Here is a 24863-nt window from a genome sequence, read left to right as displayed (position 1 = left end):
GATTGTCTCGTCATCAATCCGGTTTGCGGCTGGTCGCTGCGGCGTGACCCGGCCTGTGGCCGCGCGCCTTGGCCGTATGCCGCGCGGGCTTCGTGAACGCTATGCGCAGATCGTCGAGCATGGTGGCGAAGTCGCGCGAGAGCGCGTCCCTTCGTCCGACCAGGACATAATCGTGGTGGGGCTGCATCGATGTCGGATCGAGCCGCTTCACCAATTCGCGGAGCCGGCGCCGGATGCGATTGCGCTCGGGGGCGTTGCCGTTCTTTTTGGTGACGGTGAAGCCGATCCTGACCGGGCCGGAATCGTCGCGGCCAAGGCTTTTTCGGTCAAGGCTTTGCAGGACGAACGCGGGACTATTCACCCGCGCGCCATTGGCAACGGCGAGGAAATCCGCCCGCTGCCTCAGCCGATCCATGATGAAATCCCAAAAAGGGGGTCCGGCTCAGGCGCTCAGACGCTTGCGGCCGCGGGCGCGGCGGGCGGCGAGAACCTTGCGGCCGCCGGCAGTGGCGAGACGGGCGCGGAAGCCGTGACGGCGCTTGCGCACCAGTTTGCTGGGTTGATAAGTCCGCTTCACGGGTTTTTCTCCGCTGACCGGGCAATTTGCCTGTAGAATTGATGGTAAAGTCCGGAAGATGCGGCCCAAAACGGGCCCTTTTCGGCCCCAAGAGAGCCGCTCCCGGTGTCGCACCGGGTCATCGCGGACAATTCGCGCGGCTTATAAGGGAGCGCCTTGTTTTCGTCAACGCCGCACAAGCGCGCGATTTTGGTGAATATCGCTGTTTGCGCGAGGTTTTTAACCCTTGAGGTGGCGACTCGCGCTATCAGCGCTTACATCCCACCTTGGCAGATTAGCGATCCGTAATTTGACCGGACATCGGTCGGGTCGCATCCTCCATCAGCCAAGGTCAACAGGGGCGAGTTTCGTGGCAGCCACAGATCGCCAGCCGATCCAGGATCTGGATCAGCCGGACCAGCCGGCGATGCGGCCCCGCGGCTCGTGCGGGCTGGGGCTGTCCGGCAAGCTGCTGCTGCTCACCGTGCCCCTGGTGATGATCGCCGCCAGCCTGCTTTACGTCCCCGCCATCGCCAATTTCTGGGTCAACCGGCTCAACGATCGCGTGGCGGCCGCCAACACCGCGGCTCTGGTGCTGGATGCGGCGCCGCTCGGCATGGTTCCCGATTCGCTGTCGCGCCAGATCCTGAAAAGCATCAACGCCCGTGCCGTCGCCATCAAGATGGGCCAGCAGCGCCGGCTGCTCGCGAGCGACAACATTCCCGCCGCCATCGAGCATGACATCGACCTGCGTGACGTGACCGCCTGGGAGGCGATCACCGGCTCGTTCCGGATGATGCTGGAGACCGGCAACCAGGCCATCCGCATCGTCGGGCCCGGGGTCGGCAATGCCCAGTTCATCGAGATCGTCACCGACGAGCTGCCGCTGCGGCAGCAGATGTACCGCTTCTCCCGCAACGTCGTCGTGGTCGCGCTGATCATCGCGGTGCTGACCGCGGGCCTCGTCTATCTCGCGCTCCATTATCTCTTCGTGCGGCCGATGCGGCGGCTGACCGCGAGCCTGGTCGGCTTCCACGAAAATCCCGAGAGCTCGGCCGGCATCATCGTGCCGAGCCAGCGCAGCGACGAGATCGGGGTCGCCGAGCGCGAATTGTCGGACATGCAGCGCGACCTGATGTCGATGCTGCACCAGAAGAGCCGGCTCGCCGCCCTCGGCCTTGCCGTCTCCAAGATCAACCACGATCTGCGCAACCTGCTCGCCTCGGCCCAGCTGCTGTCGGACCAGCTCGCCAGCGTGCCGGATCCGCGCGTGCAGCGCTTTGCGCCCAAGCTCGTGCGCTCGCTCGAGCGCGCCATCGCCTTCTGCCAGTCGACATTGTCCTACGGCCGCGCCCAGGAGGCCGCGCCCGATCGCCGCATGATCCTGATCGAGCCTGTGGTGATGGAGGTGCGGGAGACCGCGGGGCTCGCCAACGAGGCCTCGATCGCCTGGGTCGCTGCGATCGAGCGCGGGCTCGCGGTCGATGCCGACCCCGACCAGCTGTTCCGCGTCTTGCTCAACCTCGTCCGCAACGCCGCCCAGGCGCTCGAAAGCCATGCTGCGGGCGAGGGGCGTGTGCAGCAGATCCGGATCACCGGGAAGCGCGAAGGCGCCGTCGCGATTCTCGAGGTTTCCGACACCGGCCCCGGCGTCCCCCCGAAGACCCGGGAGCGCCTGTTCGAGGCCTTCCAGACCTCGGGCCGCCCCGGCGGCAGCGGCCTTGGCCTCGCCATCGCCGCCGAGCTGGTCCGCGCCCACGGCGGCGACATCCACCTGGTCGAAGGCACCATCGGCGCCACCTTCCGCATCGTCATCCCCGACCGTCCCGTGGAACTGCTCTCCATCCGCAACGAGCGGCAGAGGGCTTGAGTCGGCCGGCGGCCACAGTCTCCGTCATTCCGGGGCTCGCGTAGCGAGAACCCGGAATCCCGAAGGTTTGGCGCCAGATTCCGGGTTCGATGCTGCGCATCGCCCCGGAATGACGCCCGAACCGTTATCGCCCTGCAAAAATCTCCCCATCCCGGACCTTGCCAATCGGGACAAGAGCGGTTAGTCAGAGCGCTCTTTCGCACCCCCTCCGGCTCCGCCCGGGGGCTGCTTGCGGGCCCTGCCCGCACTGTCGCGAAAAACGCGCCCGTAGCTCAGCTGGATAGAGCATCAGACTACGAATCTGAGGGTCGGACGTTCGAATCGTTCCGGGCGCGCCAGCTTCTTCCGATGCCGGCAAAAGCAATGCAGTGTCCGGTCGCTCGTCCGAGGTCGCGGATGGGGCGCGCCCTTGGAAATCAGATGAAGATATCGCAGGCATTCAAATTCGAGGCGGCACATCGCCTGCCGAACGTGCCGGAAACGCACCGGTGCAGCCGGCTGCACGGACATTCCTATCGGGTCGAGGTTCAGTTGGAGGGACCCGTGGACCCGCACACGGGTTTCGTCGCGGACTTCTTCGATATTGAAGAATGCTTTGCCGGCGTCCTGGAGGCCCTGGACCACAGATGCCTGAACGACGTCGAAGGACTCGAGAACCCAACCGCTGAGAATATCGCGATCTGGATATGGGACCGGTTGGGCTCGCGTCTCCACCAGCTTTCCGCAATACGAGTTTACGAAACGGCGGACTGTTGGGCCGAATATCAAGGGCGGTGAACGACAACCGCAAGCTGACCCGTTCAGCACGACCAGATCAAAAAGCGACTGCTGCCGGGGCGGCCCAATGGCTCCTGACGAAGTCCCGGATGTGCTCCGGCACGGGCGTGGTGTCGATGTCGCAACGCGTCTGGATTTCTTCCGCAAGCTCTCTCGACACGTCCTTCGACCAATGACCTAGCGGATCGAAGGCGACGATGCGGACGGGGTCGTTGAAACGGCCGGCGATCAGGTTCGAGATGACGGTTTCGATGTCAGTCCGCTCGACCTCGGTTTTCCGGCCGGCTCTGCCGGGCCGTCCGGCAATGTTGTCGAAGATCAGATAGACGATTCGATCTGCCGCATTCTGATGAGCCGCGCATGGGGCGGCCATCGACGTCAATCCATTTCCAGCCACACGCGTCTCCAATGCAATAGAGCCGGTAATTTGTCCGGACGGGACCCGCCTGAATTGATCAAGCGCAATGCTATGTACACGGGCCACTACGGTCCCGCATCAGGACCAAAGTACGATCAGGACCAAAGTATGATGACGCGCGGATCGCGCTTTGTAAGATCGGACACTGCCATTCGAGGGCGAGGAAGCCGCAATCGCGCTCGATCGAACTCGTCCTTCAGGAGATGCTGATGGTGGCCTTTGCTGCGCTTCCTGTGGCTTACCGGATCCTTGCCGCGACGTTGGGCCGGTTTTGCTTGAGCCAGGCGACGGCCTCGGGTCCATCGACGACGCACTCGAAGGTTTCCCAGGTCGGGTCCTCCAGGGATTCCGCTTGCAGTCGCTTCGCCGCATACTCGACGAGGTCGTGCAAGCCTTCGTATCCTCGTCGATGCTCGAGGGACTCTGCAATCGCCGTGCTGGTCCATCCTCGTTGGGCCAAATCGACGATGCTCGGAGCCTCAGCCTCGCTGAACCACGGCGTGGCATCGAACTCGATGCAGCGCACATTGTCGGCGGTATGGCAAGTGGCGTGGATCATTTGATTCCTCCGCTAGCATTGCACGTCTTGCACGCCCTCAGCCTTTGACCAGGTCTCCCAGCAAGTTCGCCGCCACCATCAGCTTCGCGAGCGTCAGGCCGCCGGCGGCAATCTCCTCGACCGCCCGGCGGATGCGCGTCGCCTCGGGATGAGCTGCAAGCCAGGTCTCCGCGGCCTGCTGACCTGATTGGCCGATGGTCAGCATGTCCGCGGCCAGGCGTCTTTCGGCAGCTGCGATCAGGTCGACGGCGCGGTCGATGGCGAGGCGCTCGAAATGATCGCTGGCCGGCACGTTGCGCGCAGCGGCGGTGATGCGGTCGAGACGGAAATTGGCCTCGGCGGCAAAGAACGTCGCGGCAGCATCACCGATGCTGCGGCCGGTGCGCTCGGCGACCGTCACGATATCAGGCGCCGAGACCAGGGCGTCGAGGTCGGCCAGATCGCCAGCGAGTCCGGTCGGGACGCCGGCATCGATCAGGTCCTGCCGGCGCTTGCTGCGCGCGGCTTGCAAGTCCGGTGGCAGGGCGCTGTCGAGCGAGGCTGCGACCTCACGGACGGCAGGACCAAACCGAGCGATCACTGCACTGAGACCGTCCTTGAAATCGACATTGCGCACATACCAGACCATGCGGGAGAGCAGGAGATCCTGGATCGCCGCGTAGAGGCCGAGCTGCAACTGCCCGTCGATGAGGGTGTCGAGCGCGTCGATCCCGTCATTGAGCCGCCTGAGCTCATAGATCGCGTCCACCGCCACCTGGGCCATGACGATGGTCGAGATATCGGCGTCGGTCTCGTCGGTCAGGCGTACGATGCAGGCCGGACCCCCGCGGTTGATCACGGCATTGACGAGACTGGTCGCGATGATCTCGCGTCGGAGGCGATGGTGCTCGACCGCGGCCGGGAATTTGTCGGGAACCTCGCGCGGAAAATACAGGGACAGTCTGCGGGCGAGATATGGATCGTCAGGCACGCCGGTTTCGAGCAGGTCACTGTAGAGCGTCAGCTTGGCATAGGCGAGCAGCACGGCAAGCTCCGGCCGTGTCAGGGCTTGGCCGCGTCGTGTGCGCTCGGCGATCGCAGCATCGTCAGGCAGGAATTCGACGGCGCGGCTGAGCAGGCTGCGTTGCTCGAGCGACTGCATCAGGCGCATGAGGAAGCCGGTCTCGGCCATGCCCTTGCGTTCGGCGAGCGAGAGCGCCAGCGTCTGCAGATAGTTGTTGCGCAGCACCAGCGCACCGACTTCGCCGGTCATCGCGGCAAGCAGGGTGTTGCGGTCAGCCGGGCTGAGGCGTCCCTCGCGCTCGGGGCGCGCCAATGCGATCTTGATGTTGACCTCGACGTCGGACGTATTCACGCCGGCCGAATTGTCGATCGCGTCGGTGTTGAGCTTGACGCCCTTCTGCGCCGCTTCGATGCGCCCGCGTTGGGTTACGCCGAGATTGGCGCCTTCGCCGATCACCCTGGCGCGAACGTCGGCACCGGTGATGCGGATCGCATCGTTGGCGCGGTCGCCGGCCTGATCGTCGCTCTCCGCCGACGACCGCACATAGGTGCCGATGCCGCCGAACCACAGGAGGTCCGCGCGCGCCTTCAGGATCGCCGTCATCACCTGGAACGGCGTTGCCTGCTCCTTGTCGAGATCGAGCAGGGTGCGCACTTCCGGTGCGAGCGGGATCGCCTTGAGCGCGCGCGAGAACACGCCGCCGCCCTGCGAGATCAGCGATTTGTCATAATCCTGCCAGCTCGATCGCGGCAGCTCGAACAGGCGCTTGCGCTCAGTGAAGCCGATCGCCGGGTCGGGGGAGGGATCGATGAAGATGTCGCGGTGATCGAACGCCGCAACGAGCTTCGTCGCCGGCGAGAGCAGCATTCCGTTGCCGAAGACGTCGCCGGACATGTCGCCGACGCCGACCACGGTGAAAGGCACGGTCTGAATGTCGGTGCCGAGCTCGCGGAAGTGGCGCTTGACCGCCTCCCAGGCGCCGCGCGCCGTGATCCCCATCTTCTTGTGGTCGTAGCCCTGGCTGCCGCCGGAGGCGAAGGCGTCGCCGAGCCAATGGTTCTTCTCGGCCGAGATCGCGTTGGCGACGTCGGAGAAGGTGGCGGTGCCCTTGTCGGCGGCGACGACTAGATAAGGATCGTCGCCGTCATTCCGCACGGTCAAGTCGGGCGGCACCACGATGTCGCCGTCGAGATTGTCGGTGAGTTCGAGCAGCGAGCGCACGAAGATGCGATAGGCTTCGGTGCCCTCCGCGAGCCACGCCTCGCGATCGGAAGGCGGCGGCAAGCGCTTGGGCACGAAGCCGCCCTTGGCGCCGACCGGCACGATCACGGCGTTCTTGACTTGCTGCGCTTTCACGAGGCCGAGGATCTCGGTGCGGAAATCCTGCGGCCGATCGGACCAGCGCAAGCCGCCGCGCGCAACCTTGCCGAAGCGCAGGTGAATGCCTTCGACGCGCGGGGAATAGACGAAGATCTCGTAGAGCGGTCGGGGAGGGGGCAGATCCTCGATCTTGCGCGCGTCGAACTTGAAGGAGATCACCGGACGCGGATGTCCATCCTCGCCGATCTGCCAGAGATTGGTGCGGATGATCGCCTGCACCAGATTGGTGAAACGGCGCAGGATGCGGTCTTCATCGAGCGAGGCGACGGATTTGAGCTGCTCCTCGATCTCGGCAAGGAGAGTTATCTCGCGCGCCGAACGCTCGCGATCGGTCAGGACGAGGCGCGGATCGCGGCGGGCCTGGAACAGCGCGACGAGGTTGGCTGTGATCGCGGCGTTCTTGCGCAGGGTCTCCCACATATAGTCCTGGGTGAACGGTGCGCGGATCTGGTGCAAATAGCGCGACAGCGCCCGGATGGTCGAGACTTCCCGCCAGCCCAGGGCCGTGCGCAAGATCAAGGCATTGTACCCGTCGGATTCGGCGCGATCGGTGACCACCGCCATGATCGAGGCCTCCAGGCGATGGCTGAAGTCCCGGCTGATCTCGATCGGCTGGCCGTCGCTGGTCTCGATCGTCATGTCGTGCAGCCAGACCGGCTCGGGCCTGTTGCCGGGCACGATCTGATAGGTGCGTTCGTTGACCACGCGCAGGCCGTGATTTTCGATCACCGGCACGCGGTAAGACAGTGACAGCGGCGCGGCGTCCGAAAACACCTTCAGGCCGAAGCGCCTGGGATCGTCATCCTCGAAGCGGTGAACCGAAATCGTCACCGGGCGGGCCGGTGTGAGCTTCTCGATGGTGGCGATATCGGCGATTGCCTGGTCTGCCGTGGAAGCCTCGGCATAGCCGCCGCTGAAGGCCCGAGCGTATCGATTTGCGAGCATGCGCGCCCGCATGCCGTCGGTCGACGCAGCCAGCGCGGCCTTCAGCTTGTCGGCCCAGGTCGCGGCGATGGCGCTGATCCCGGCTTCCAGCGTGGCGCGCTCGACGGCGGGAGTCTTACCTTCATAGCGTCCGATGATGTAGTGGACGCGCGCCAATGCTCCTTCGGGGAAGGATACATAGGAGGCCGACAGTGTCCCCTTGTAGCTCTGCGACAGGAAGGCGCCGACGCGCATGCGCACGTCGGTGTCGTATTTATCGCGCGGAATGAATACGAGGATGGAAACGAAGCGATCGAACTTGTCGACCCGCGCCAGCGCCCGGATCCGCGGGCGCTCATAGAGGATCAGGATCTCCATGACGAAATCGAAGAGGGTATCGACGTCGATCTGGAATAGCTCGTCGCGCGGATATTCCTCGAGAATATGCTGGAGAGCCTTGCCGGAATGGCTGTTCGGGTCGAAGCCGGCGCGCTGGAGCACCCGCGATACCTTGTGGCGAACATAGGGGATCTGTCGTGCCGAGCGCGTATAGGCACCCGAGGTGAACAGGCCGACGACTCGCAATTCACCCTCGAGCCGGCCGTCGGGCGTATAGAGCTTGATGCCGACATAATCCATCCGGATGCGGCGATGAACGCGGCTGCTCACATTGGCCTTGATGACGATGAGCAGGGTCGGCTCGCGCATGAACTCGCGAATCTCGGGCGTCATCACGACCATCTCGCTGCCGCGGCGCAGGACTTTCACATCGGGATCGCGGAGGATGCCGAGGCCCTCGGCGGTCGTGATGTCGTCCGACGCGTCGCGGCCGGGCGAGAAGCGATATTCGCGCACGCCGAGAAAGGTGAAATTGTCGGCGCACAGCCATTGCAGGAACTGGTTGGCCTCGGCGACGTCGTCGATCGGAAGCGGCGGCGGATTGGACGAGAATGTCTTGAACGCGTCCTCGACGCGGTCGCGCATGGCGCGCCAGTCCGCGACGCAAGCGCGCACGTCGCTCAACGTCCTGGTGAGGCCGTCAATCAGCCTCTCGCGGTCCGCGTCGGCGTCCAGGCGGGTGATGTGGAGGTGAATCAGGCTCTCTCGCGCGCCCTTTGCCCCTTCCGGCAGTGCCTCGCCGTAGAAGCGCAGGAGCTTGCCCCCATCATCGCGCTCCACCGCGATGATGGGGTGAGCGACGAGAGTGACTTCGATGCCCTGCTCGGTGAGCTCCGCCATGGTGGAATCGAACAGGAAGGGCATGTTGTCGTTGAGGATTTCGAGCACGGAGATCTCGCGCCCGTCCGGCATCAGCGGATTGACGACGCGGATATCGGCACGCCCCGCCGTGCGCCGCTGCACATGCTCCCAGGCTTGCTCCGCGAGGAAGGCAAGCGAGGAGGCATCGTAACTGGCGAGGTCCTCGACATTGGTGAAGGCGAACAGAAGCTCGGCAAATGCCCGGGGGGCCTTGCCCGGCTGCACGCTTCCTGCTGCCTCGTGGATCAGAGTTGCCCGGGCCTTGTCGTCACGCCAAGCCATAGCGTCCTCCATCTCCCAGCCGACGGGCCGCAATGACGGTCGGGCATTGTTCTTGGAGTGCGCCTCTTCGAGCGCATCTTCTTGACCGCGATTCAATCGCTTCGGCGAAATCTTCGGTCTTGCGGCCTCGACGATATTAGCATTCCGCAGCCGTCATGGCGCGGGAGTTGTGAGGCGCGATTTGGGGGCCGAAAACCGGTGCCGATGACCATCGCGTCATTTGGTGCTCTGCAAAATGGCGAGGAATTTCAATTGTGTATGAGTTCGTGATTTTATTCTGAATGGCGCGCATTTGCGATAATAAGGAGTCGCATGCGTACAATCGATCGTCTGTTCTCCTGCCTCGCTCTGTTTTTTGCTATCGCCGCCCCGGCGCTTCCCGTGCGGGCAGCCGAGACCTGCCCGTTCATCAGCGCAAAGGAGCTCGCTGCCGCGATGCCGGCGCTGAAATGGTCGCTGATTTCAAATCAGGACGGCCGCGGCTGCATCTACCAGGCCGGGCGCGGCGACACGATGATGCTGAGCGTGTTCCGCAATCCCGACAAGGACCGCGCCAGGGAATTGTACGCAACCTTCGTCAAGACGCTCAGTGAGCGAATGCCGCTGAGCGCTGTGGCCGGGATCGGCGACGAAGGCCAGGGCGGAACGAGCGTCGCCGGCGCCGAGCGCCAGGAGGCCTCGGTCCTCGTTCTGTCCGGCGATTACATTCTGCAGATCAGCGTCTATCCGATCGGCCGGCGCGCCGACGATGCGCTGCTCGGACCGATCACCGAAGCTGCGCGCGTTGCCATTGCCAATGTGGGCAAGAGCAGCGAGCGGTTCGGCAATTGCGAATGGCTCACGGCCGCCGATGCCGACGGCTTTCTCGACAACGGTACGCTGACGGTGCAGCGCACCGGCGCGGGCAGCTGCATGATGTTCGATCGCGAGGCCAACACCATGACCGTCGCGGTGATCGCAATGTCGCGCGATACCGTCGTCGGCATGATGAAGCGCGCGGGCCCCTGCACGCATGTGGCGATCCCCGAGCTCGGCCGCGAAGCCTTCGGCGAGCATTCCTGCACCAAGGGCAACGGCAACGCCGTCACCATCTATGTCTGGAAGAACGGCCGGCAGGCGTCGATCGTGTTCGCGCCAGTCAAGCCGCATCCGGAGTCCGGCTCGGTCGAGCGCCTGAAGGCGGTCGCCGCGCGGGTGTATGGCAAACTGTGACGGGGCTGCGTGACCGCCCAGCGGCCCCGGTTTTCACCGCAGGCCCTGCTCGTCGATCAGGATGCGGTGGATCTCGATGCGCTCCGGCAGCTCGATCAGGAACTCTGCGTCGCGGGCGAGATGATGGACCTTGGTCGGCTCGCCCTTGGTGAAGGCGGTCATGGCCGCGATGTCGGCCCAGAAGGAGATGGTCGTGAACCACGTCTCCTCGTCGCGGTCCTCGCGCAATTGCTGCACACCGAGCGCGGTCTTGAGCAGCGGCGGGATGCCCTCGGCTTGCAGATAGGCCTGGTAGGCGTCGGCGACGTCGCGGCGGGTACGGCCGCGCCAGATGCGGGCGATGGTCGGCTTGGTCGGCATGGCAGGACTCTCCTTGCTGCCGAACGCATGCGGCGCAGTCTCGTTCCAGCGTCTCCATGTCACGGCCACCGGCGGCCGCAGCTGGAACCTGGCGCTGGCCGGTCTGGCGAATCGGCGGCCGGTTCTTGACCGGCGCCCCCGCAGCATTTCCACATCATTGATCCGAAACAATGATGGTCTTCGCCACAAATGCTAGGGCGAGTCGCGAGGTCACGTGCGAGGCTCCCCAGGCCGGTCAAGACACTCTCCGCGCGTGATGCAAATCCGAGGGCTCAATGGGACGACTGCTGAATATCGTGACGCCGCTGCACACTGCGACCAAGCGCGACTACATGGGCCGCATGAACGACGACAAGATCGGCTGCTCGCTGAAGGCGCGGGAATACGAGGCCGATTACTGGGACGGCGACCGCCGCTTCGGCTATGGCGGTTACCGCTTCATCGAGGGGCGCTGGGCTCCGGTCGCCAAGGCGCTGATCGAGACCTACCGCCTGAAGGACGGGTCCAGCGTGCTCGACGTCGGCTGCGGCAAGGGTTTTCTGCTGTACGAGATGCAGAAGATCCTGCCGGGCCTTGAGGTCACCGGCTTCGATATCTCCAAGCACGGTCTTGCCAATGCGCACGAGCAGGTGAAGCCGTATTTGTTCAACCATCGCGCTCAGGACGTCTATCCCTATGGCAACGACAGTTTCGACCTCGTCATCTCGCTCGGCACCCTGCACAATCTCAGGCTCTACGAGATCGATGCCGCGCTCAAGGAGATCGAGCGGGTCGGCAAGAACAAATACGTCATGGTCGAGAGCTACCGGAACGTCGCCGAGCTGCACAATCTCGAATGCTGGGCGCTGACGGCGGAATCCATCCTGCACACCTCCGAATGGATCTGGTTCTACGACAAGCTCGGCTACACCGGCGATTACGAATTCATCTATTTCGAGTGACCCGGCGCGCGATCCATGGACAGCTCGATCGCTATGTCGGGCAGGAGGATGACCGGTGGCGCAAGCTGGTCAAGGACGCGAGCATCGAGGTGCAATAGGTCTAATCGATTTCCGCCTTGGTCTTCAGTCCGGGCAACACGGTGCGGACGTGCTCGGCCAGCGTCGTCGCCAGCAGCGAGGGCTTCGCCTCCGAGAACTCGAGCGCGATGCCGATGGTCGGAAGCAGGGGCAGTCCGGCCGAGACGACGTGAAGATCGAACGGAACGGCGGTTCGTGTCAGGACGCTGATCGCATGACCGGACCGCGCGATCGCGATCAGGCCGGCGAGGCTGTTGCTCGCGTAGGCGACCCTGTAGCGCCGATTGACCGCGTCCATCGCGGCGCAGGCGGCGCGGTAGTCCAGGCTCATCGGCGCCGCCAGCGCCAGCGGCAGCACATCCTGCGTCAGTATTTTCGGTTCGGCCTCGTTCGCGACCCAGACGAAGCGCTCCTCGCGGATCACCTCGCGCGCTCCGGCATCGGACAGCGAGACCAGCGCCATGTCGATCTGGCGCCGCACCAGCATCGGGCGCAGCTCGGAGGTCGGTGCGCAGACCATGCGCAGCTCGACATTGGGATGCAGCGCGCAGAACCCCTTCAGCAGCGCCGGCAGGAAAGCGATCGAATAGTCCTCCGGGCAGCCGAGGCTCAGCGTCCCCTTGAGACTCTCGCCGCTCATGTCGGCGAGAATCTCGTCGTGCTGCGCCAGCAGCGTCTCGGCGTGGGCGAGCAGTTTCTCGCCGGCTGCGGTCAGCCTCATGCCGGATCCGCTGCGGTGAAACAGCGGCTGCGTGATCGTCTGTTCCAGCCGTTGCATCTGCATGCTGAGCGCGGACTGTGTCCGGCCAATCTGCAGGGCCGCCAGGCTGATCGAGCCGGTGCGGGCCACGACGACGAAATTCCTCAGAAGGGTGAGATCCAGCATCGACATCAGGAAGATTGATATCCAGATTGAATTATATCAATTAGCCTGAAGTCAAATTCTTGACTAGAGGTCAGAGGTCCCAAGCGCAGGTGGCTGTCGTGACCTTGAATGCCGATCCCGATTTCTGGGCGTCCGCCAACACGCATCTGACCCGCTATGGGCCGAGTTTCGAACCCGTCATCATCGAGCGTGCGGCCGGCAGTTTCGTCTACGACGCCGACGGACGCGCCATCCTCGACTTCACGTCGGGTCAGATGAGCGCCGTGCTGGGGCACACGCATCCCGACATCGTCGCCACGGTCGCACGGCAAATGGGGGCGGTCGCTCATCTCTTCAGCGGCATGCTCTCGCGTCCGGTGGTCACGCTGGCCGAGCGTCTCGCTGCGCTTGCGCCCGGTCTCGACCGCGTGCAGCTGCTGACGACAGGCGCGGAAGCCAATGAAGCGGCGATCCGGATGGCCAAGCTCGTCACCGGCAGGCACGAAATCGTCGCCTTCGCGCAAAGCTGGCACGGCATGACCGGCGCGGCGGCGTCGGCGACCTACAGCGCGGGCCGGCGCGGTTATGGGCCGGCCGCGGTCGGATCGTTCGTCATTCCCGCGCCGAACACCTATCGGCCGCGCTTCAGGAACGTCGACGGCAGCAACGACTGGCAGACCGAGCTGGACGATGCGTTCGCACTGATCGACAGCCAGTCGACCGGTAATCTGGCGGCCTTCATCGCCGAGCCGATCCTCTCCAGCGGCGGCATTCTGGAACTGCCGCTCGGCTATCTCGCGGCCTTGAAGCAAAAATGCGAGCAGCGCGGCATGCTGCTGATCCTCGACGAAGCTCAGACCGGAATCGGCCGCACCGGGCACATGTTTGCCTTCGAGCGTGACGGCGTGGTGCCTGACATTCTCACGCTGTCGAAGACGCTCGGCGCCGGTCTGCCGCTCGCTGCGGTCATGACGACAAAGGCCATCGAGCAGGCCGCGTTCGAGCGCGGCTTCCTGTTCTACACCACGCATGTCTCCGATCCCTTGCCCGCCGCGATCGGCGTCACGGTGCTCGACGTGGTCGCGCGCGACGGGTTGGTGGCGCAGGCAACCGCCAGGGGCAACAGGCTCCGGGATGGATTGCTGTCGCTGCAGCAAAAGTTCGAATGCGTCGGTGACGTCAGGGGCCGCGGGCTTCTGCTCGGTCTCGAAATCGTCGTCGACCGGCAGTCCAAGACGCCGGGGTTTGAACTCGGCGCGCGGATCATGGAGGAGACCATGCGTCGCGGTCTCAGCATGAACATCGTCAAGTTGCCCAGCATGGGCGGCGTATTCCGCATCGCGCCGCCGCTCACGGTGTCCGAGGCCGAAATCGATCGCGGTCTCGAGATCATGTCGGAGGCGATCCAGGCTGCTGCGACGACGCACTGATCGGCGGAAGGTCTGACCGGATGCAACTCGCCAGGACATATGGGCGTCCGACGCTGTTCTCGCGGCACGGCATGGTCGCCGCCGCGCATCCGCTCGCGGCACAGGCCGGTGCACGAATCCTGATGCAGGGCGGCAATGCGTTCGATGCGGCCGTCGCCACGGCGGCCGCCCTCAACGTGGTCGAGCCGTTCATGTCGGGGCTTGCCGGGTTTGGACTGGCCACGATCTGGGTGGCGATCGAGCAGCGCATTCGCGTGCTCGACTTCGCTCCGCCGGTGCCGGCAAGCTTCCCGGTCGGCAGATACACCAGCAGATTCGAGCTCGAGCGCGGTCCGCAGGCGGTCTCGACGCCCGGCAACCTCGCGGGCTGGTGCGAGCTGCTCTCGCGCTATGGACGCAAATCGCTTCGAGACGTCCTTGCCCCGGCGATCACGCTGGCGCGCGACGGCTTTGCGCTCTCGGACTTCGGTGTTGATGAGATCAACGAGCAGGTGCCGCTGCTCGAACCCTGGCCGGAGCTGCACGCCGCACTGGTCAGGAACTATCTCCCGGATGGAATGCCGGTGAAGCTCGGCAGCATCGTCGCGCAGCCCGATCTCGCGCAGACTCTTGCCGAGATCTCCGAATTGGGGCCCGAGCATCTGTATGGCGGCAAGCTCGGCCGGCGGATCGTGGACTATCTCGCCACGCTCGGCGGCAGCCTGACGCTGGACGATGTCATCGCCGTCAAGCCGCATTGGTTCGATCCCCTGACCGTGTCCTATCGGGGGCTCGAGCTTCACGTCCCGGCGCAGCAATGCGGCGGCTTCCAGTTCGCCCTGACCCTCAAGATCCTTGAAGGCTTTGACCTCGGGCGTCTGCCGAAGGACGGCGCCGATCATCTCGACACGGTCTATCGCGCGATCCGTCTCGCCGCCGGCGAGCGCATCGCCCACGGCAATCTGGGACCGGATCAAGCCGCTGGAGCAATGTCCGACGCGACGATCGCGCGGCTTCGCCAGCGTGTGAGCGACGGCCGGCCGATCACGGGCCCGACAGAGCAATGGATGCCGCAGGATCGTGCCGATCCCGGCCACACCACCTCGTTCTCGATCGCCGACGCCGAAGGCAATCTGGTCTGCATGACGCAAAGTCTCGGCAGCCCGTTCGGCAGCGGCGTCGTGGTGCCGGGGACCGGCGTTTGCCTCAACAATCATCTGCATTGGGCCGACGTGCAGCCGGGAAGCCCGAACCTCGCCAAGCCGGGCGACGCGTTGCCGGTGACGATGGCACCGTCGATTGCGACGCGCAGCAGCCGTCCGGTGCTCGCGCTGGGGACGCCCGGCAGCTACGGCATCCCGCAAACCCAGGCCCAGGCCTATGTGCAGCACATCGAGTTCGGCCTTCCGCTGCAGCAGGCGATCGAGGCGCCGCGTTCACGGCTGTGGGACGGCCGCTTCATTCAGGCAGAGAACCGCATCGCGCCGGAGACCATCGCCGAACTGAAGCGCCGCGGCCACGAGATCGAGATTTTGGACACCGGATGGACCATGCTCTGCGGAGGCATGCAGGCCGTCGCGCTCGATCCGGTGACCAGTGTGATGACGGGTGCCGCCGATCCGAGGCGGGACGGGTATGCCATCGGCTTGTGAGCGGTCGCACATCGAGGCGAGCGCAGGCAGGCGCCGCCACAGCGCGTGGCTGGCCGCGTCTCGTTAACGAATCGTTCACCGCCCAAGACCATCCCAGCCCAGCCCAGCCGTAACCGGCGGTTAACCATGGATATTTACGGTGTAGCAAGCCTCTGAGCTATGACTGTCAGTTGATTTCGAGTCCACCCATGGCGTTCGGTAGCCGGCCATCTCCGCGAAGCATCGCCCCGACGGAGCAAGCGGCTTCGTGGGAAGCGCCGCGGGCTGCGAGGGCGAAGCCTGAAGGCGCCGCGCCGGGCCTGACCAAGGGATCGCTGACCGTCTCCGGCACGCTGTCCTTCCTGCGCGAGAATGGCCGGCGCATTCTGACGCTGGCCCTGGCGCTGTTCGCCCTCGGCGTCGTCGCTCTGATGGTGCTTCCGGTCCGCTATGCCGCGACTGCGCTGGTCGTGCTCGATCCGCGCGAGCTGCGCGTGACCTCGGATCAGGACGTGCTGCCCGGCATCGGCCAGGATGCCGCGGCGCTGCAGAGCCAGATCGAGATCGCCAAATCCGACGGCTTCCTCCGTCCTTTGATCGAGCAGCTCAAGATCGCGGACGACGAGGACGTCTCGGGCGGCTATACCGACATGACGCGCCTGCTCGAGAAATTCCGCAACCGCCTCGAGATCACCCGGCGCGGGCTCACCTACGTCATTGCGATTTCCTTCACCTCGAACCGCCCGGACCGGGCCGCTTACTACGCCAATGCCATCGCCGAGGCCTTCGTCGCCAGCCAGGGCCGCGTTCGCACCGAGGCGACGGACGAGGCGGCCGGTTGGCTCCAGGACCGGCTGAAGACGCTGAGCGAGCGCCTGCGCGCCTCGGAAGACGCCGTCGCCGCCTTCCGGCTCGAGCACAACATCGTCAATGCCGGCAAGGAATCCACCACGCAGCAATTGCGGGTGACCGACCTGACCCAGCAGGTCTCCGCCGCCCGCGCGCGCACCGAGGAGGCCAAGGCGCGCTACGAGCAGGTGCAACGCGACGTCAAGGCCAATGTCGAAGGGCCGGTGAAGCAGGATCTCCTCAGCATGCTGCGCGCGCAGCGCTCGGCCCTGAACGACCAGATCGCGCAGAAGAAGGCGGTCTACGGCGACCGCCATCCGGACCTTGCGATCTCCTACAGCCAGCTGGCGGATATCAACCGGCAAATCGAGATCGAGCGGAAGAAGAACATCGACACGGCCAAGTCGGAATACGAGGCCCAGCTGGAGCAGCAGAACGCCTTGGAAAAGCAGCTCAAGGCGGTCGAGACCAAGATGCTGGTCGACGGCCAGGCGCTGGTGAAGCTGCAGGAGCTGCAGCGCGACGCCGATGCCAACCGCAACATCTACGAGCAGTTCCTGTCGCGGTTCAAGACCACCAACGAGCAGCGTCAGCTGCAGGCCTCGCAAACCAAGATCGCCTCGGTTGCGATTCCGCCGTTGCGCTCGACGCGTCCGCCGCTCGCTTTGCTGCTTGCGGCGCTGGCGATCGGCTCGCTGCTGACCTCGACCGCCGCAATTGCGGTGACGACGAGCCTGTCCGCCGACAAGCCCGAATCCGTTCAGGCGCCTGCCTCACGTGAAGCGGAGGAGGCGCCCGGCCCGCAAGTTTCCCCTTCGGCCGCCGCTGCGCGCCCAGCCGAGGCGATGCCCCGCCTTCCTGTCTGGGCGCGCATCCCCGAGCTGGCGCCAGGCGCCGGAATCAACACGGTCTGGCAGAGACCGGTCAGCGCGTCGGCCGAGCTCGATCTCGGCCCTCATCTGCGGCCGTTGCTCGAACGCATCGACCGCGTGCCAGTGCGCGGCTGCAAGGTCGCGCTGGTCTTGTCGGTCGGCAAGAGCGCCGGTGGCAACACCGTGGCGCGCTCCCTCAATCGCGCCGCCGTGAACCTGGGCATGATGAGCGTGCTGATCCGCCTCCAGGCTGAATTTGCAGGCGCCCAGCCGCCGGTGACCGAATGGCAGGACGGCTCGACCACGGCGGGACTTCAGTCGATCGACGAGCTGCTCGGTGCCGGGCGGAAGCCCGATGCGCGGCCCGAGGACGACATCCGCTCGGAGTTCGACCTGATCGTCGTCCACGCCGGCAATCTCGCCTTGCAGCCCGACGCCATTGCGCTGGCCGCCCACGCCGACCTGATCGTCCTGGTGGCGCGCGCCGGCGAGCTCGGCTCCTCCGCGATGCGCAGGGTGACCGGGGCGCTGTCGAGATACGCGACTGTACCGACCGGCCTCGTCGTCAATCACGTGCCCGCCGGTTCAATGGCGCCTCAGCCCGACGGTGGCGCTCTCGGCCTTGCGGTGTGACGATGGCAGCCTTGCGCCGCCGTCTGCCGGCTGCGGCGATGCTGTTGTCGATCGCGGTCGTCCGGCCGGTGTTCGCCGAGGATTGCGTGCCCCTGCCGTCGACGGTCTCGCCCGCGCGGCTGGCCGCGCTGTCGCGCGGCTTCAACGCCGACGGCTGGATCAACGGTGCGCCGCCGAGCGGCGCGCTGCTGCAGCAGCTGCGCAAGGCCGGCATGAGCCACGTCCGCCTGCCGGTGCCGGCGGAACGCGTGATGCCGCGCTTTGCCGCAAAGGACGAGCGCGCGGCGACGTTGCGCGTGCTCGACAGCGCGTTGAAGCAGCTGACCTCGCTCGGCTATGCAACCTCTGTCGATCTTCATCCGGGCGAGCGCTTCAATCGCCTGCACAAGGATGATCCGGATGCGGCGATGGGTGAGATGCAGGAGGCCTGGCGCGCGCTTGCAGAGGTCATTCGATCCCATCCTGCCGATCGCATCTTCGCCGAGCTGCTCAACGAGCCCGATATCGAAGCGGACAGATGGCAAAAGGAGGTCGAGGCGCTCGCCGCCTTCGTTCGCGGGTTGCTGCCCGCGACCACGCTGATCGTCGGTCCGGTCAACTGGCAGCGTGCGGACTCGCTGCCGCGGTTTCGTCCGCTGGCGGACCCTGACGTCGTCTACGCCATCCATTTCTACGATCCGATGGTGTTCAGCCATCAGGGCCATTGGGACGCGCGCGATCCGCTGCACGACATCATGGATCTGCCTTATCCGATCAATGCCGGCGATCCCAAGGTTCAGGCGCTTCGGCAGGATTTGCAGGCGAGGGGCGCGGTCAAGGCGCTCGCCATGCTCGATACCGCGATGGCCGCCGCCAAGGACAAGCCGGGAGCCGATCGCTGGCTCGCGCCCGCGCTCGCATGGCAGCAGCAATTTTCGCGGCCGATCATCGTCAACGAGTTCGGCGTGTTGAAAGCCGGCGCCCCCAGGCAGAGCCGGTTGCGCTGGCTGGCGGAGGTCACCGCCTATGCCCGCGCGCATTGCTGGGGCTGGGCGCATTGGGAACTGGCGCAGGGCTTTGGTCTCGTCGACGCCGCCACTGGCAAGCCCGATCCCGACGTGATGCGGGCGCTGCTCGGCGCGCCCGGCCGGCTTGAAAGGTCTCCCGCCGCGCGCCGCGATCGTTAACGGATCCTTACCCCTCGCGCGGCTATCGTGTCCCGGCGCGATGCCAAAGGACCATTGATGAGCGCCGGGTACTCACCGCAAGGCCAGAGCGTGCAGGCCGCGCCGTCGCCTCCAGCCTGGCGCGAGCTGGCCGTGACCTTCTGCATCGCCATCGCGACGATCGGCTCTGCGCCGGTTCTGCACCTCGCCAATCCGGCTCTGGCCATCACCGTCGAGGTCCTGATCGGCATCGCCATCGTCGTTGCGGTCCCGACCTCCGCGCCGGCGGTCGCGATCTTCGTCCTGTTCTTCCAGAACCTGTTCGTCTCCGTGCTGTCGCCGCTGGTCCCGCTCCCGTCCGATCTCGACTTCATCAAGGGCTACAATTTCCTGGTCTGCTCCGTGATGTGGCTGGCGACGTTCGCGCTTTACGTGCTCGGCCGGAGGGGTCAGTCGAGGGAAGTCAATCAGATCATGCGCTGGGGCGTCTTCACCCTCGCAGTCGTCTCGCTCTATTTCGCGATTGGGTTCGTCCAGGATGGACAGCCGGCGGCGGTCTATTTGCGCAACATCGTCCTGCCGCTGTTTCTGTTTCAGCTGTCGCTCCTGACCGCGGCAACCTTTGAGGTGCGCATCACGCCGTTCCTGATCGCGCTCGCGGTCATCCTCATGCTGTGCGGCTATGTCGAGCTCGTCTTGCGCGATGTCTGGCTGGCCGTCACCAACGGCCATACGTTCTGGGGCTTCGACGAGCTCAAGGCGACCCATTCCGGCGTCTGGGAGGTCCAGATGCGGCAGACCGGCAACGTGCCGGTCACGCTCAAGGATCGTTTCAGCTTCGACTTCCTGAACACGCCTTTGCTCGAAGGTTTCGGCCTGTCGAAGATGCTGCGCATCAACGGTCCGAACATGCACCCGATCAGCTTCGCCTACGGGATCGGCTTTCTCGCCCTGTTCCTGTTCTCGGTCGGACGCCCGCTGCTCGCCCTGGCAGCCCTGCCGCTGCTGGTCTTTTGCAGCGTGAAGGGAGCGCTCATCACCGTCGTCTTCGTGGCTGCGGGCTGGATCGGGACTCGCCTCATCGGTGCCGTAGCGACGTTGTTGCTGGGGTTCGCCGGCATGATCGCCTTTGCGATCCTGGCGATCCGCCTCGGCCTGCAGATCGGCGACTATCACGTCATCGGCTTGATGGGCGGTCTCGACGGATTCGTGCAGAGACCTTACGGCCGTGGCCTCGGCATCGGCGGCAATCTGTCGGAGAGCTATTTTTCCATCGACTGGAGCGCTGCGCAGGCCGCCGGCACGATCGACGGCGCGGTCGAAAGCGCGATCGGCGTGCTCTTGTACCAGATGGGAATCGCGGCCTTCGTGCCGCTGGCCTTCTATTTCGCGATGGCCCTCAAGGCCTGGCGCCTGTACGCCTCGTCCGGATATCTGACCCAGGGCCTTGCCGGTTTCGGCGTCCTGGTCGTTGTACTCAACGGATTGTTTCAGGAAGAGGCCCTGTTCGCGCCGCTCGCGCTGGGCCTGATGCTCTCGCTCGCCGGCCTCGTCATCGGCAGCCATGTGAGGGTGCAGACAGTTGCAAACGAGGATGCCGAGCCCGTTCGGCTCACCGGCTACCAGCCCGTCACGTAGGCTGCCGGCGCGCCAGCGGTTCTGCTCGCCCCGTGCTTGGACCGCGCGTTATCCAGGAACTTCCATTTTTTCCCGGCGTTGAACAGGACCCGCACAAGCGGCCGAAGCACGCGATGAAGAATTTTTCCAACGCCGAATTTTCTCCCGAGGTGATCGAGATCATGACGACCGCGCTGGAAGCTGCCGTTGCGACCCTGCCGGACCCCGTGCATTCCTCGCACGTCAACGCGCTCGCCGAATCCATCCTGCGCACCGCCAGCGCAGGCGAGCGGAACGTCGCCGACCTGCAAAGGATCGCCCTGATGGAGCTGCAGCTGGCGCCACGCAAGTGACGAGGCGAACATGAAGACACTGATTGCCGCGATCATCGCGCTCTGTGCGACATCCTCAGTTGCCTCGGCAAACGGCTGGAGGGCCTACCGCATCCCGGAATCCGGAACCTCGGTCGACATTCCCATCTCGATCTTTACCGAGCCGACCGCGAAGCCCGACGGTTATGGGCAGCAGTTTCGCAGCCAGGACGGCAGTGCGGACCTCACCGTTCAGGCGGTCGAGAACCAGCAAGGCCTGTCGCCGGCTGAATTCCTGGCCAGGAAGAATCCGCCGACAGGGATCATTTACAAGCGGATCACGTCGAACTTCTTCGTGGTCTCGAGCATCAAGCGCGACAAGATCTGGTACGACCGCTGCAATTTCGCGCGAGGCTATGTGCACTGCGTTCTGATCAATTATCCAGCCGCCCAGAAGCAGCGATGGGACGCCGTCGTGACCCGCATCAGCCACAGCCTGCGTGGCGGCTGAGCCAGCTCACAAGACGGAAAGTCACAAGACGAAAAAGAGCTGCCCGGGCAAGCCGGGCAGCAGGTCGTGAGGAATAGAGCCGCGCGTATTTGCGTCTAGCGCGCGATGAAGTGAGGCTCGATCGCTGCAAAGACGGAGGTGCGCTCCCTCTCCCGCTTGCGGGAGAGGGTTGGGGAGAGGGTGTTTCCGCAATGGGACAATCCCCTAGAGGAGAAAACCCTCACCCGCGCCTCCGGCGCGACCTCTCCCGCAAGCGGGAGAGGTTGCACCGAGCCCGTGGCAATCGATTCGACCTAAAGCATTCCGCTCTAGCGAGCCGTCGTCGACGTTGTCGACATGGTCGGCTTCGAACCCGGCACATGCGACATCGTCTTGGTGGTCGAGCCGACCTGCTCGCCGGCCTTCACCTTGGTGCGGGTGTGCGAGCGGCTGAACGTGCCGCCGTCATGAGCCTGGGCGCGGGCGTTGGAGTTGAGCACCGGACCGTTGCCCTTGTTCATGCTGACGCCGCTCTGCGTCTTGCCGTTGACGGCCGCCGCGCTTCCGCCGGCCGCGATCGAGGAGCCGGTGTTGCCGGTCGCCGAGGTGGACGTGCCACCCGTGCCGACCGTGGAGGCCGAAGTGCCGCCGACCGCGGCCGAGCCGCCGCTGCCGCCGGTGATGCTTTTCTGGGCGAGAACGGGCGAAGTGGCGGCGAGCAGGAGCGCGACCGCCGAGGTCGTAAGCAGAGTCCTCATGTTTCAATCCTCTCAGATGTGTTTAGGGCGAAGACGTCGAGATCGTGCAGCCGTTGACGGTGACGGTGCTGGCGCTGGTGGAGCCAGGTCCTCCCGCCGTCGACGAGGAGCTCGAGACGTGGCCGCCGCCCGCTTGCACATGGACCGACGATCCGCCGGCCGAGCTCGAGCTCGACAGCGAGCCGCTCGATGCCGTCGAGCCGGTCGTGCCCGAGCCCGAGCCCGATGCGCCGACCGCAGTGATACTTCCATCAGCATGCTTCTCGACGGTGACCTTGCAGGTCTCGCCGGATGCCGTCTTGCCGGTCTTTTCCATGGTTGCCGCCTGAGCTGCGCTACCGACCAAGGCCAACGCTGCGATCGCAATGATTGATCTGTTCATGCGAGTTCTCCTCCAACGAAGACGAAAGGAGCGGCATCGCTGCCGCTCCCCGGTCAAGGCATCAATCCTTGTCCTTCTTCATCTCGTCCTTGTGGTGGCCCTTGCCCTTTTCCATGCCTCTGTCGCTGGCATGACCGGCGGACGAGCCGGCCGCGCCGACGGTCGAGCCGCTCTTGCCACCACCCGCCGACGAGCCACCGGTGCCGACCGTCGAGGCGGAGTTGGAGCCGCTGCCCGCCGCAGAACCGCCGGTGCCGACGCTGGACGAGCTCTTGCCGCCGCCGGCCGATGAGCCACCGGTGCCGAGCGTCGAGGCCGAGCCGCTGCCCGAGCCACTGCCGGCCGCCGAACCACCGGTGCCAACGGTCGAAGAGCTGGTGCCGCCGCCCGCGGACGAGCCGCCGGTGCCGAGCGTCGATGCAGAGCCCGACCCGCTGCCGCCAGCCGAAGAGCCACCGGTGCCCACCGTCGAAGAGCTGGTGCCGCCGCCGGCCGATGAACCGCCGGTGCCGATCGTCGAGCTCGATTGCGCAACGGCGAGCGCCGTGCCGGCCAGCAGCGCGGCCGCAGCCGCAGAGAGCTTCAGGATCCTCATGTCCATTTTCCTCCAGGGTTTCCAAAATCAAATCGCCAATCAGGCACGGGATAAATTGGCAATCGCGCAAACGTTCCTTGTGCCAGACACGTTGACGTGTTGATGCGGCCTGAGTCAGTTCCGCGGCGCGCAAAGCCATCGCGTTCATTCATCCGCCGTTCATCTGCCTGGAGAGGACGTCGTCGTCTGTCTGTTCGCCGCGAGCGTCAGACTCAATGGATTGCGGAATGCTCGGCGCGTCCGCCTCCCTGGCCTGCGCGAAGACCTCGGCCGTTACGACCACGTTTACCAATCATCGCAAGCAAATCGTAGCGGTGGTTTGATATAGCGGCGGCGACAGGGTGAGAATCATGCCGCTGCTCCATGTCCCCACGATCTACGTGCTGATGCTGGCAGTCATGGTGCTGCTCGGCGCCCTGACGCTTTTCGCGTGGCTGCAAAATCGCGCGGTTCGCGCCCTTGCGTGGTGGGGTGGCGCCGTGCTGGTCATGGCAGCCGCGCTTGGCCTGCTCTGCCTGCGCGGCGTGATCCCGGACGCCTTGTCGCTCGATCTCGCCTACGCCGTCCTGTTCACGGCCTGCGCTCTGATGCTGGAGGGGGCGCGCTGCTTCGAAGGCCGGCGGACGAGCCCGCTTCTCCTGCTCGCGGGCGCGGCGACATGGATTGTGACCTGTCAGATCCCGGCACTGTACGAGTCCGCGACGGCGCGTGTCATCATCGTTTCGGTCGCCCTCGGCTTTTATTCGCTCGGCTGCGCCTACGTGCTGTGGACCGGCCGCGCCGAGCCGCTGCTGTCGCGCTGGCCGCTGATCGTGCTGACCGCGCTTGGCGGCGGCCTGTTTCTCGTGCGCATTCCGCTCCACGTGGTGAATCCCCTCGCCACGGCGCCGGTCACGCGCTTCGAGGCGCTGCAATCGTTCTGGTTCGCGATCGTAAGCGCGTTCACCCTGCTCTTCTTCATCGCCATCAACTATCTGTTTCTTGCGCTCACCAAGGAGCGGAGCGAGCTCGCGCACAAGCGCGCCTCGATGACGGACGCGCTGACCGGTCTCGCCAACCGCCGCGCCTTCCTGGAATCTGGCGAGCAGAGCCTGAAGTCACCTACGAACGGGACGATCGCGTTCCTGCTGTTCGATCTCGACCTGTTCAAATCGATCAACGACACCCATGGGCATGCGACGGGAGACCGCGTGCTGCGCTTGTTCGCACAGACGCTGTCCGCCAATCTACCGCGAGGCGGCGTTGCGGGCCGGCTCGGCGGCGAGGAGTTCGCTGCGATCGTCAGCGGGCCCGACCGGCAGGCGGCGATCGCGGTCGCCGAGCGCGTCCGCGAGAGCTTCGCGGCAATTGCGCGCGTCGTGGACGATGTCGTGATCGCAGCCACGGTCAGCGTCGGCCTCGCACATGCGGACAGCGCGCCCGGCGGCATCGAGGCGCTGTGCGAGCGCGCCGACAAGGCGCTCTACACGGCGAAGTCGCTCGGCCGCAATCGGGTCGAGAGCGCGGTGGACGAGCTCGTTCCGCTCGTGCCCGGCGTTTCTGCAGACCGTCCGATCCCGTCCGCGGAGCACGCGCGAGCGGCAACAAAGCGGGCAGCAGCCTGATCCTGCAATCTCCTTTGCTCGATCATCGCATTGTCATGCTCCGGTCATCTTAGCTGCATCGTCCGTTGCTCTTTTCCCGGCG

22 protein-coding genes and 1 tRNA gene are annotated in these 24863 nt (G+C 65.2%); 13 read left to right on the top strand and 10 right to left on the bottom strand.

Going from position 1 to position 24863, the window contains the following annotated elements:
• Positions 1 to 13 precede the first annotated feature (13 nt).
• Positions 14 to 415, bottom strand: a complete 402-nt coding sequence (gene rnpA / locus XI05_RS22095; RefSeq protein ID WP_271505536.1) for a ribonuclease P protein component — start codon at positions 413 to 415, stop codon at positions 14 to 16.
• A 27-nt stretch (positions 416 to 442) separates the two neighbouring features.
• Entirely contained in the window at positions 443 to 577 is a 135-nt protein-coding gene (gene rpmH, locus XI05_RS22090) for a 50S ribosomal protein L34 (protein ID WP_008542748.1), read from the bottom strand.
• Between the two features lie 349 nt (positions 578 to 926).
• Here rpmH and XI05_RS22085 point away from each other — a divergent pair, with 349 nt between their 5' ends.
• The 3 genes from XI05_RS22085 to queD all read left to right on the top strand — a co-directional run bounded on the left by XI05_RS22085 (position 927) and on the right by queD (position 3203).
• A complete protein-coding gene (locus XI05_RS22085; RefSeq protein ID WP_442869306.1) occupies positions 927 to 2426 on the top strand; it encodes an ATP-binding protein in 1500 nt (499 codons plus the stop codon).
• Between the two features lie 261 nt (positions 2427 to 2687).
• Positions 2688 to 2764 (top strand) — tRNA-Arg (locus XI05_RS22080).
• 82 nt (positions 2765 to 2846) lie between these two features.
• Positions 2847 to 3203 (top strand): 6-carboxytetrahydropterin synthase QueD, encoded by a 357-nt coding sequence (gene queD / locus XI05_RS22075; RefSeq protein WP_211407620.1) that lies wholly within the window; start codon positions 2847 to 2849, stop codon positions 3201 to 3203.
• A 37-nt stretch (positions 3204 to 3240) separates the two neighbouring features.
• On the opposite strand, the gene XI05_RS22070 is transcribed toward queD, so the two are convergent.
• The 3 genes from XI05_RS22070 to XI05_RS22060 form a co-directional block, all read right to left on the bottom strand.
• Positions 3241 to 3576: a hypothetical protein gene (locus XI05_RS22070; RefSeq protein WP_172786720.1), complete on the bottom strand. Its 336-nt coding sequence runs from the start codon at positions 3574 to 3576 to the stop codon at positions 3241 to 3243.
• A 283-nt stretch (positions 3577 to 3859) separates the two neighbouring features.
• Positions 3860 to 4180, bottom strand: coding sequence for a hypothetical protein (locus XI05_RS22065; protein WP_271505534.1), 321 nt, complete (start codon positions 4178 to 4180; stop codon positions 3860 to 3862).
• A 37-nt stretch (positions 4181 to 4217) separates the two neighbouring features.
• Positions 4218 to 9041 carry an NAD-glutamate dehydrogenase gene (locus XI05_RS22060; protein ID WP_271505905.1) on the bottom strand — a complete coding sequence of 1608 codons (4824 nt, stop codon included), beginning with the start codon at positions 9039 to 9041 and terminating at the stop codon, positions 4218 to 4220.
• Between the two features lie 300 nt (positions 9042 to 9341).
• Between XI05_RS22060 and XI05_RS22055 the strand changes: the two genes are divergently transcribed.
• Positions 9342 to 10241 carry a hypothetical protein gene (locus XI05_RS22055; RefSeq protein ID WP_271505532.1) on the top strand — a complete coding sequence of 300 codons (900 nt, stop codon included), beginning with the start codon at positions 9342 to 9344 and terminating at the stop codon, positions 10239 to 10241.
• A gap of 33 nt (positions 10242 to 10274) precedes the next feature.
• On the opposite strand, the gene XI05_RS22050 is transcribed toward XI05_RS22055, so the two are convergent.
• Positions 10275 to 10601, bottom strand: a complete 327-nt coding sequence (locus XI05_RS22050) for a hypothetical protein (protein WP_271505527.1) — start codon at positions 10599 to 10601, stop codon at positions 10275 to 10277.
• A gap of 275 nt (positions 10602 to 10876) precedes the next feature.
• On the opposite strand from XI05_RS22050, the gene XI05_RS22045 reads away from it, so the two are divergent.
• Entirely contained in the window at positions 10877 to 11542 is a 666-nt protein-coding gene (locus XI05_RS22045; protein ID WP_271505525.1) for a class I SAM-dependent methyltransferase, read from the top strand.
• A 100-nt stretch (positions 11543 to 11642) separates the two neighbouring features.
• On the opposite strand, the gene XI05_RS22040 is transcribed toward XI05_RS22045, so the two are convergent.
• Positions 11643 to 12506, bottom strand: a complete 864-nt coding sequence (locus tag XI05_RS22040; protein ID WP_271505902.1) for a LysR family transcriptional regulator — start codon at positions 12504 to 12506, stop codon at positions 11643 to 11645.
• A gap of 98 nt (positions 12507 to 12604) precedes the next feature.
• Between XI05_RS22040 and XI05_RS22035 the strand changes: the two genes are divergently transcribed.
• The 7 genes from XI05_RS22035 (at position 12605) to XI05_RS22005 (ending at position 21463) form a co-directional block, all read left to right on the top strand.
• The gene (locus XI05_RS22035; RefSeq protein ID WP_271505523.1) at positions 12605 to 13915 is read left to right on the top strand and encodes an aspartate aminotransferase family protein; all 1311 of its coding nucleotides are present in this window, start codon (positions 12605 to 12607) and stop codon (positions 13913 to 13915) included.
• A gap of 20 nt (positions 13916 to 13935) precedes the next feature.
• Complete coding sequence (locus XI05_RS22030; protein WP_271505521.1) at positions 13936 to 15546, top strand: gamma-glutamyltransferase family protein; 1611 nt, start codon at positions 13936 to 13938, stop codon at positions 15544 to 15546.
• 188 nt (positions 15547 to 15734) lie between these two features.
• Positions 15735 to 17879: a GumC family protein gene (locus XI05_RS22025; RefSeq protein WP_271505519.1), complete on the top strand. Its 2145-nt coding sequence runs from the start codon at positions 15735 to 15737 to the stop codon at positions 17877 to 17879.
• 2 nt (positions 17880 to 17881) lie between these two features.
• A complete protein-coding gene (locus tag XI05_RS22020; RefSeq protein WP_271505518.1) occupies positions 17882 to 19045 on the top strand; it encodes a glycoside hydrolase family 5 protein in 1164 nt (387 codons plus the stop codon).
• Positions 19046 to 19102: 57 nt separating this feature from the next.
• The gene (locus XI05_RS22015) at positions 19103 to 20662 is read left to right on the top strand and encodes a hypothetical protein (RefSeq protein WP_271505516.1); all 1560 of its coding nucleotides are present in this window, start codon (positions 19103 to 19105) and stop codon (positions 20660 to 20662) included.
• A 113-nt stretch (positions 20663 to 20775) separates the two neighbouring features.
• The gene (locus XI05_RS22010; RefSeq protein WP_025032458.1) at positions 20776 to 20994 is read left to right on the top strand and encodes a hypothetical protein; all 219 of its coding nucleotides are present in this window, start codon (positions 20776 to 20778) and stop codon (positions 20992 to 20994) included.
• A gap of 10 nt (positions 20995 to 21004) precedes the next feature.
• Complete coding sequence (locus XI05_RS22005) at positions 21005 to 21463, top strand: hypothetical protein (protein ID WP_271505513.1); 459 nt, start codon at positions 21005 to 21007, stop codon at positions 21461 to 21463.
• A gap of 308 nt (positions 21464 to 21771) precedes the next feature.
• Here XI05_RS22005 and XI05_RS22000 read toward each other — a convergent pair whose 3' ends face one another.
• The 3 genes from XI05_RS22000 to XI05_RS21990 all read right to left on the bottom strand — a co-directional run bounded on the left by XI05_RS22000 (position 21772) and on the right by XI05_RS21990 (position 23177).
• A complete protein-coding gene (locus XI05_RS22000) occupies positions 21772 to 22200 on the bottom strand; it encodes a hypothetical protein (protein ID WP_271505511.1) in 429 nt (142 codons plus the stop codon).
• A 22-nt stretch (positions 22201 to 22222) separates the two neighbouring features.
• On the bottom strand, positions 22223 to 22582 hold the full coding sequence (locus XI05_RS21995) for a hypothetical protein (RefSeq protein WP_271505507.1): 360 nt from the start codon (positions 22580 to 22582) through the stop codon (positions 22223 to 22225).
• A gap of 61 nt (positions 22583 to 22643) precedes the next feature.
• Positions 22644 to 23177: a hypothetical protein gene (locus tag XI05_RS21990; protein ID WP_271505505.1), complete on the bottom strand. Its 534-nt coding sequence runs from the start codon at positions 23175 to 23177 to the stop codon at positions 22644 to 22646.
• A 350-nt stretch (positions 23178 to 23527) separates the two neighbouring features.
• On the opposite strand from XI05_RS21990, the gene XI05_RS21985 reads away from it, so the two are divergent.
• Positions 23528 to 24781, top strand: coding sequence for a GGDEF domain-containing protein (locus XI05_RS21985; protein ID WP_271505503.1), 1254 nt, complete (start codon positions 23528 to 23530; stop codon positions 24779 to 24781).
• Positions 24782 to 24863 lie beyond the last annotated feature (82 nt).

Source organism: Bradyrhizobium sp. CCBAU 11357, assembly GCF_028128865.1.
In the GTDB taxonomy this organism is placed as follows: Bacteria; Pseudomonadota; Alphaproteobacteria; order Rhizobiales; family Xanthobacteraceae; genus Bradyrhizobium.
The sequence above is the reverse complement of the archived record's forward strand: the minus strand, read 5'-3'. Positions and strand labels throughout refer to the sequence as shown.

Excerpts from the sequence above, each read along its gene's own strand:
- rnpA (WP_271505536.1), bottom strand. The coding sequence starts at position 415 with ATGGATCGGCTGAGGCAGCGGGCGGATTTCCTCGCCGTTGCCAATGGC.
- queD (WP_211407620.1), top strand. The coding sequence starts at position 2,847 with ATGAAGATATCGCAGGCATTCAAATTCGAGGCGGCACATCGCCTGCCG.
- XI05_RS22070 (WP_172786720.1), bottom strand. The coding sequence starts at position 3,576 with ATGGCCGCCCCATGCGCGGCTCATCAGAATGCGGCAGATCGAATCGTC.
- XI05_RS22065 (WP_271505534.1), bottom strand. The coding sequence starts at position 4,180 with ATGATCCACGCCACTTGCCATACCGCCGACAATGTGCGCTGCATCGAG.
- XI05_RS22060 (WP_271505905.1), bottom strand. The coding sequence starts at position 9,041 with ATGGAGGACGCTATGGCTTGGCGTGACGACAAGGCCCGGGCAACTCTG.
- XI05_RS22055 (WP_271505532.1), top strand. The coding sequence starts at position 9,342 with ATGCGTACAATCGATCGTCTGTTCTCCTGCCTCGCTCTGTTTTTTGCT.
- XI05_RS22050 (WP_271505527.1), bottom strand. The coding sequence starts at position 10,601 with ATGCCGACCAAGCCGACCATCGCCCGCATCTGGCGCGGCCGTACCCGC.
- XI05_RS22045 (WP_271505525.1), top strand. The coding sequence starts at position 10,877 with ATGGGACGACTGCTGAATATCGTGACGCCGCTGCACACTGCGACCAAG.
- XI05_RS22040 (WP_271505902.1), bottom strand. The coding sequence starts at position 12,506 with ATGCTGGATCTCACCCTTCTGAGGAATTTCGTCGTCGTGGCCCGCACC.
- XI05_RS22030 (WP_271505521.1), top strand. The coding sequence starts at position 13,936 with ATGCAACTCGCCAGGACATATGGGCGTCCGACGCTGTTCTCGCGGCAC.
- XI05_RS22025 (WP_271505519.1), top strand. The coding sequence starts at position 15,735 with ATGGCGTTCGGTAGCCGGCCATCTCCGCGAAGCATCGCCCCGACGGAG.
- XI05_RS22020 (WP_271505518.1), top strand. The coding sequence starts at position 17,882 with ATGGCAGCCTTGCGCCGCCGTCTGCCGGCTGCGGCGATGCTGTTGTCG.
- XI05_RS22015 (WP_271505516.1), top strand. The coding sequence starts at position 19,103 with ATGAGCGCCGGGTACTCACCGCAAGGCCAGAGCGTGCAGGCCGCGCCG.
- XI05_RS22010 (WP_025032458.1), top strand. The coding sequence starts at position 20,776 with ATGAAGAATTTTTCCAACGCCGAATTTTCTCCCGAGGTGATCGAGATC.
- XI05_RS22005 (WP_271505513.1), top strand. The coding sequence starts at position 21,005 with ATGAAGACACTGATTGCCGCGATCATCGCGCTCTGTGCGACATCCTCA.
- XI05_RS22000 (WP_271505511.1), bottom strand. The coding sequence starts at position 22,200 with ATGAGGACTCTGCTTACGACCTCGGCGGTCGCGCTCCTGCTCGCCGCC.
- XI05_RS21995 (WP_271505507.1), bottom strand. The coding sequence starts at position 22,582 with ATGAACAGATCAATCATTGCGATCGCAGCGTTGGCCTTGGTCGGTAGC.
- XI05_RS21990 (WP_271505505.1), bottom strand. The coding sequence starts at position 23,177 with ATGAGGATCCTGAAGCTCTCTGCGGCTGCGGCCGCGCTGCTGGCCGGC.
- XI05_RS21985 (WP_271505503.1), top strand. The coding sequence starts at position 23,528 with ATGCCGCTGCTCCATGTCCCCACGATCTACGTGCTGATGCTGGCAGTC.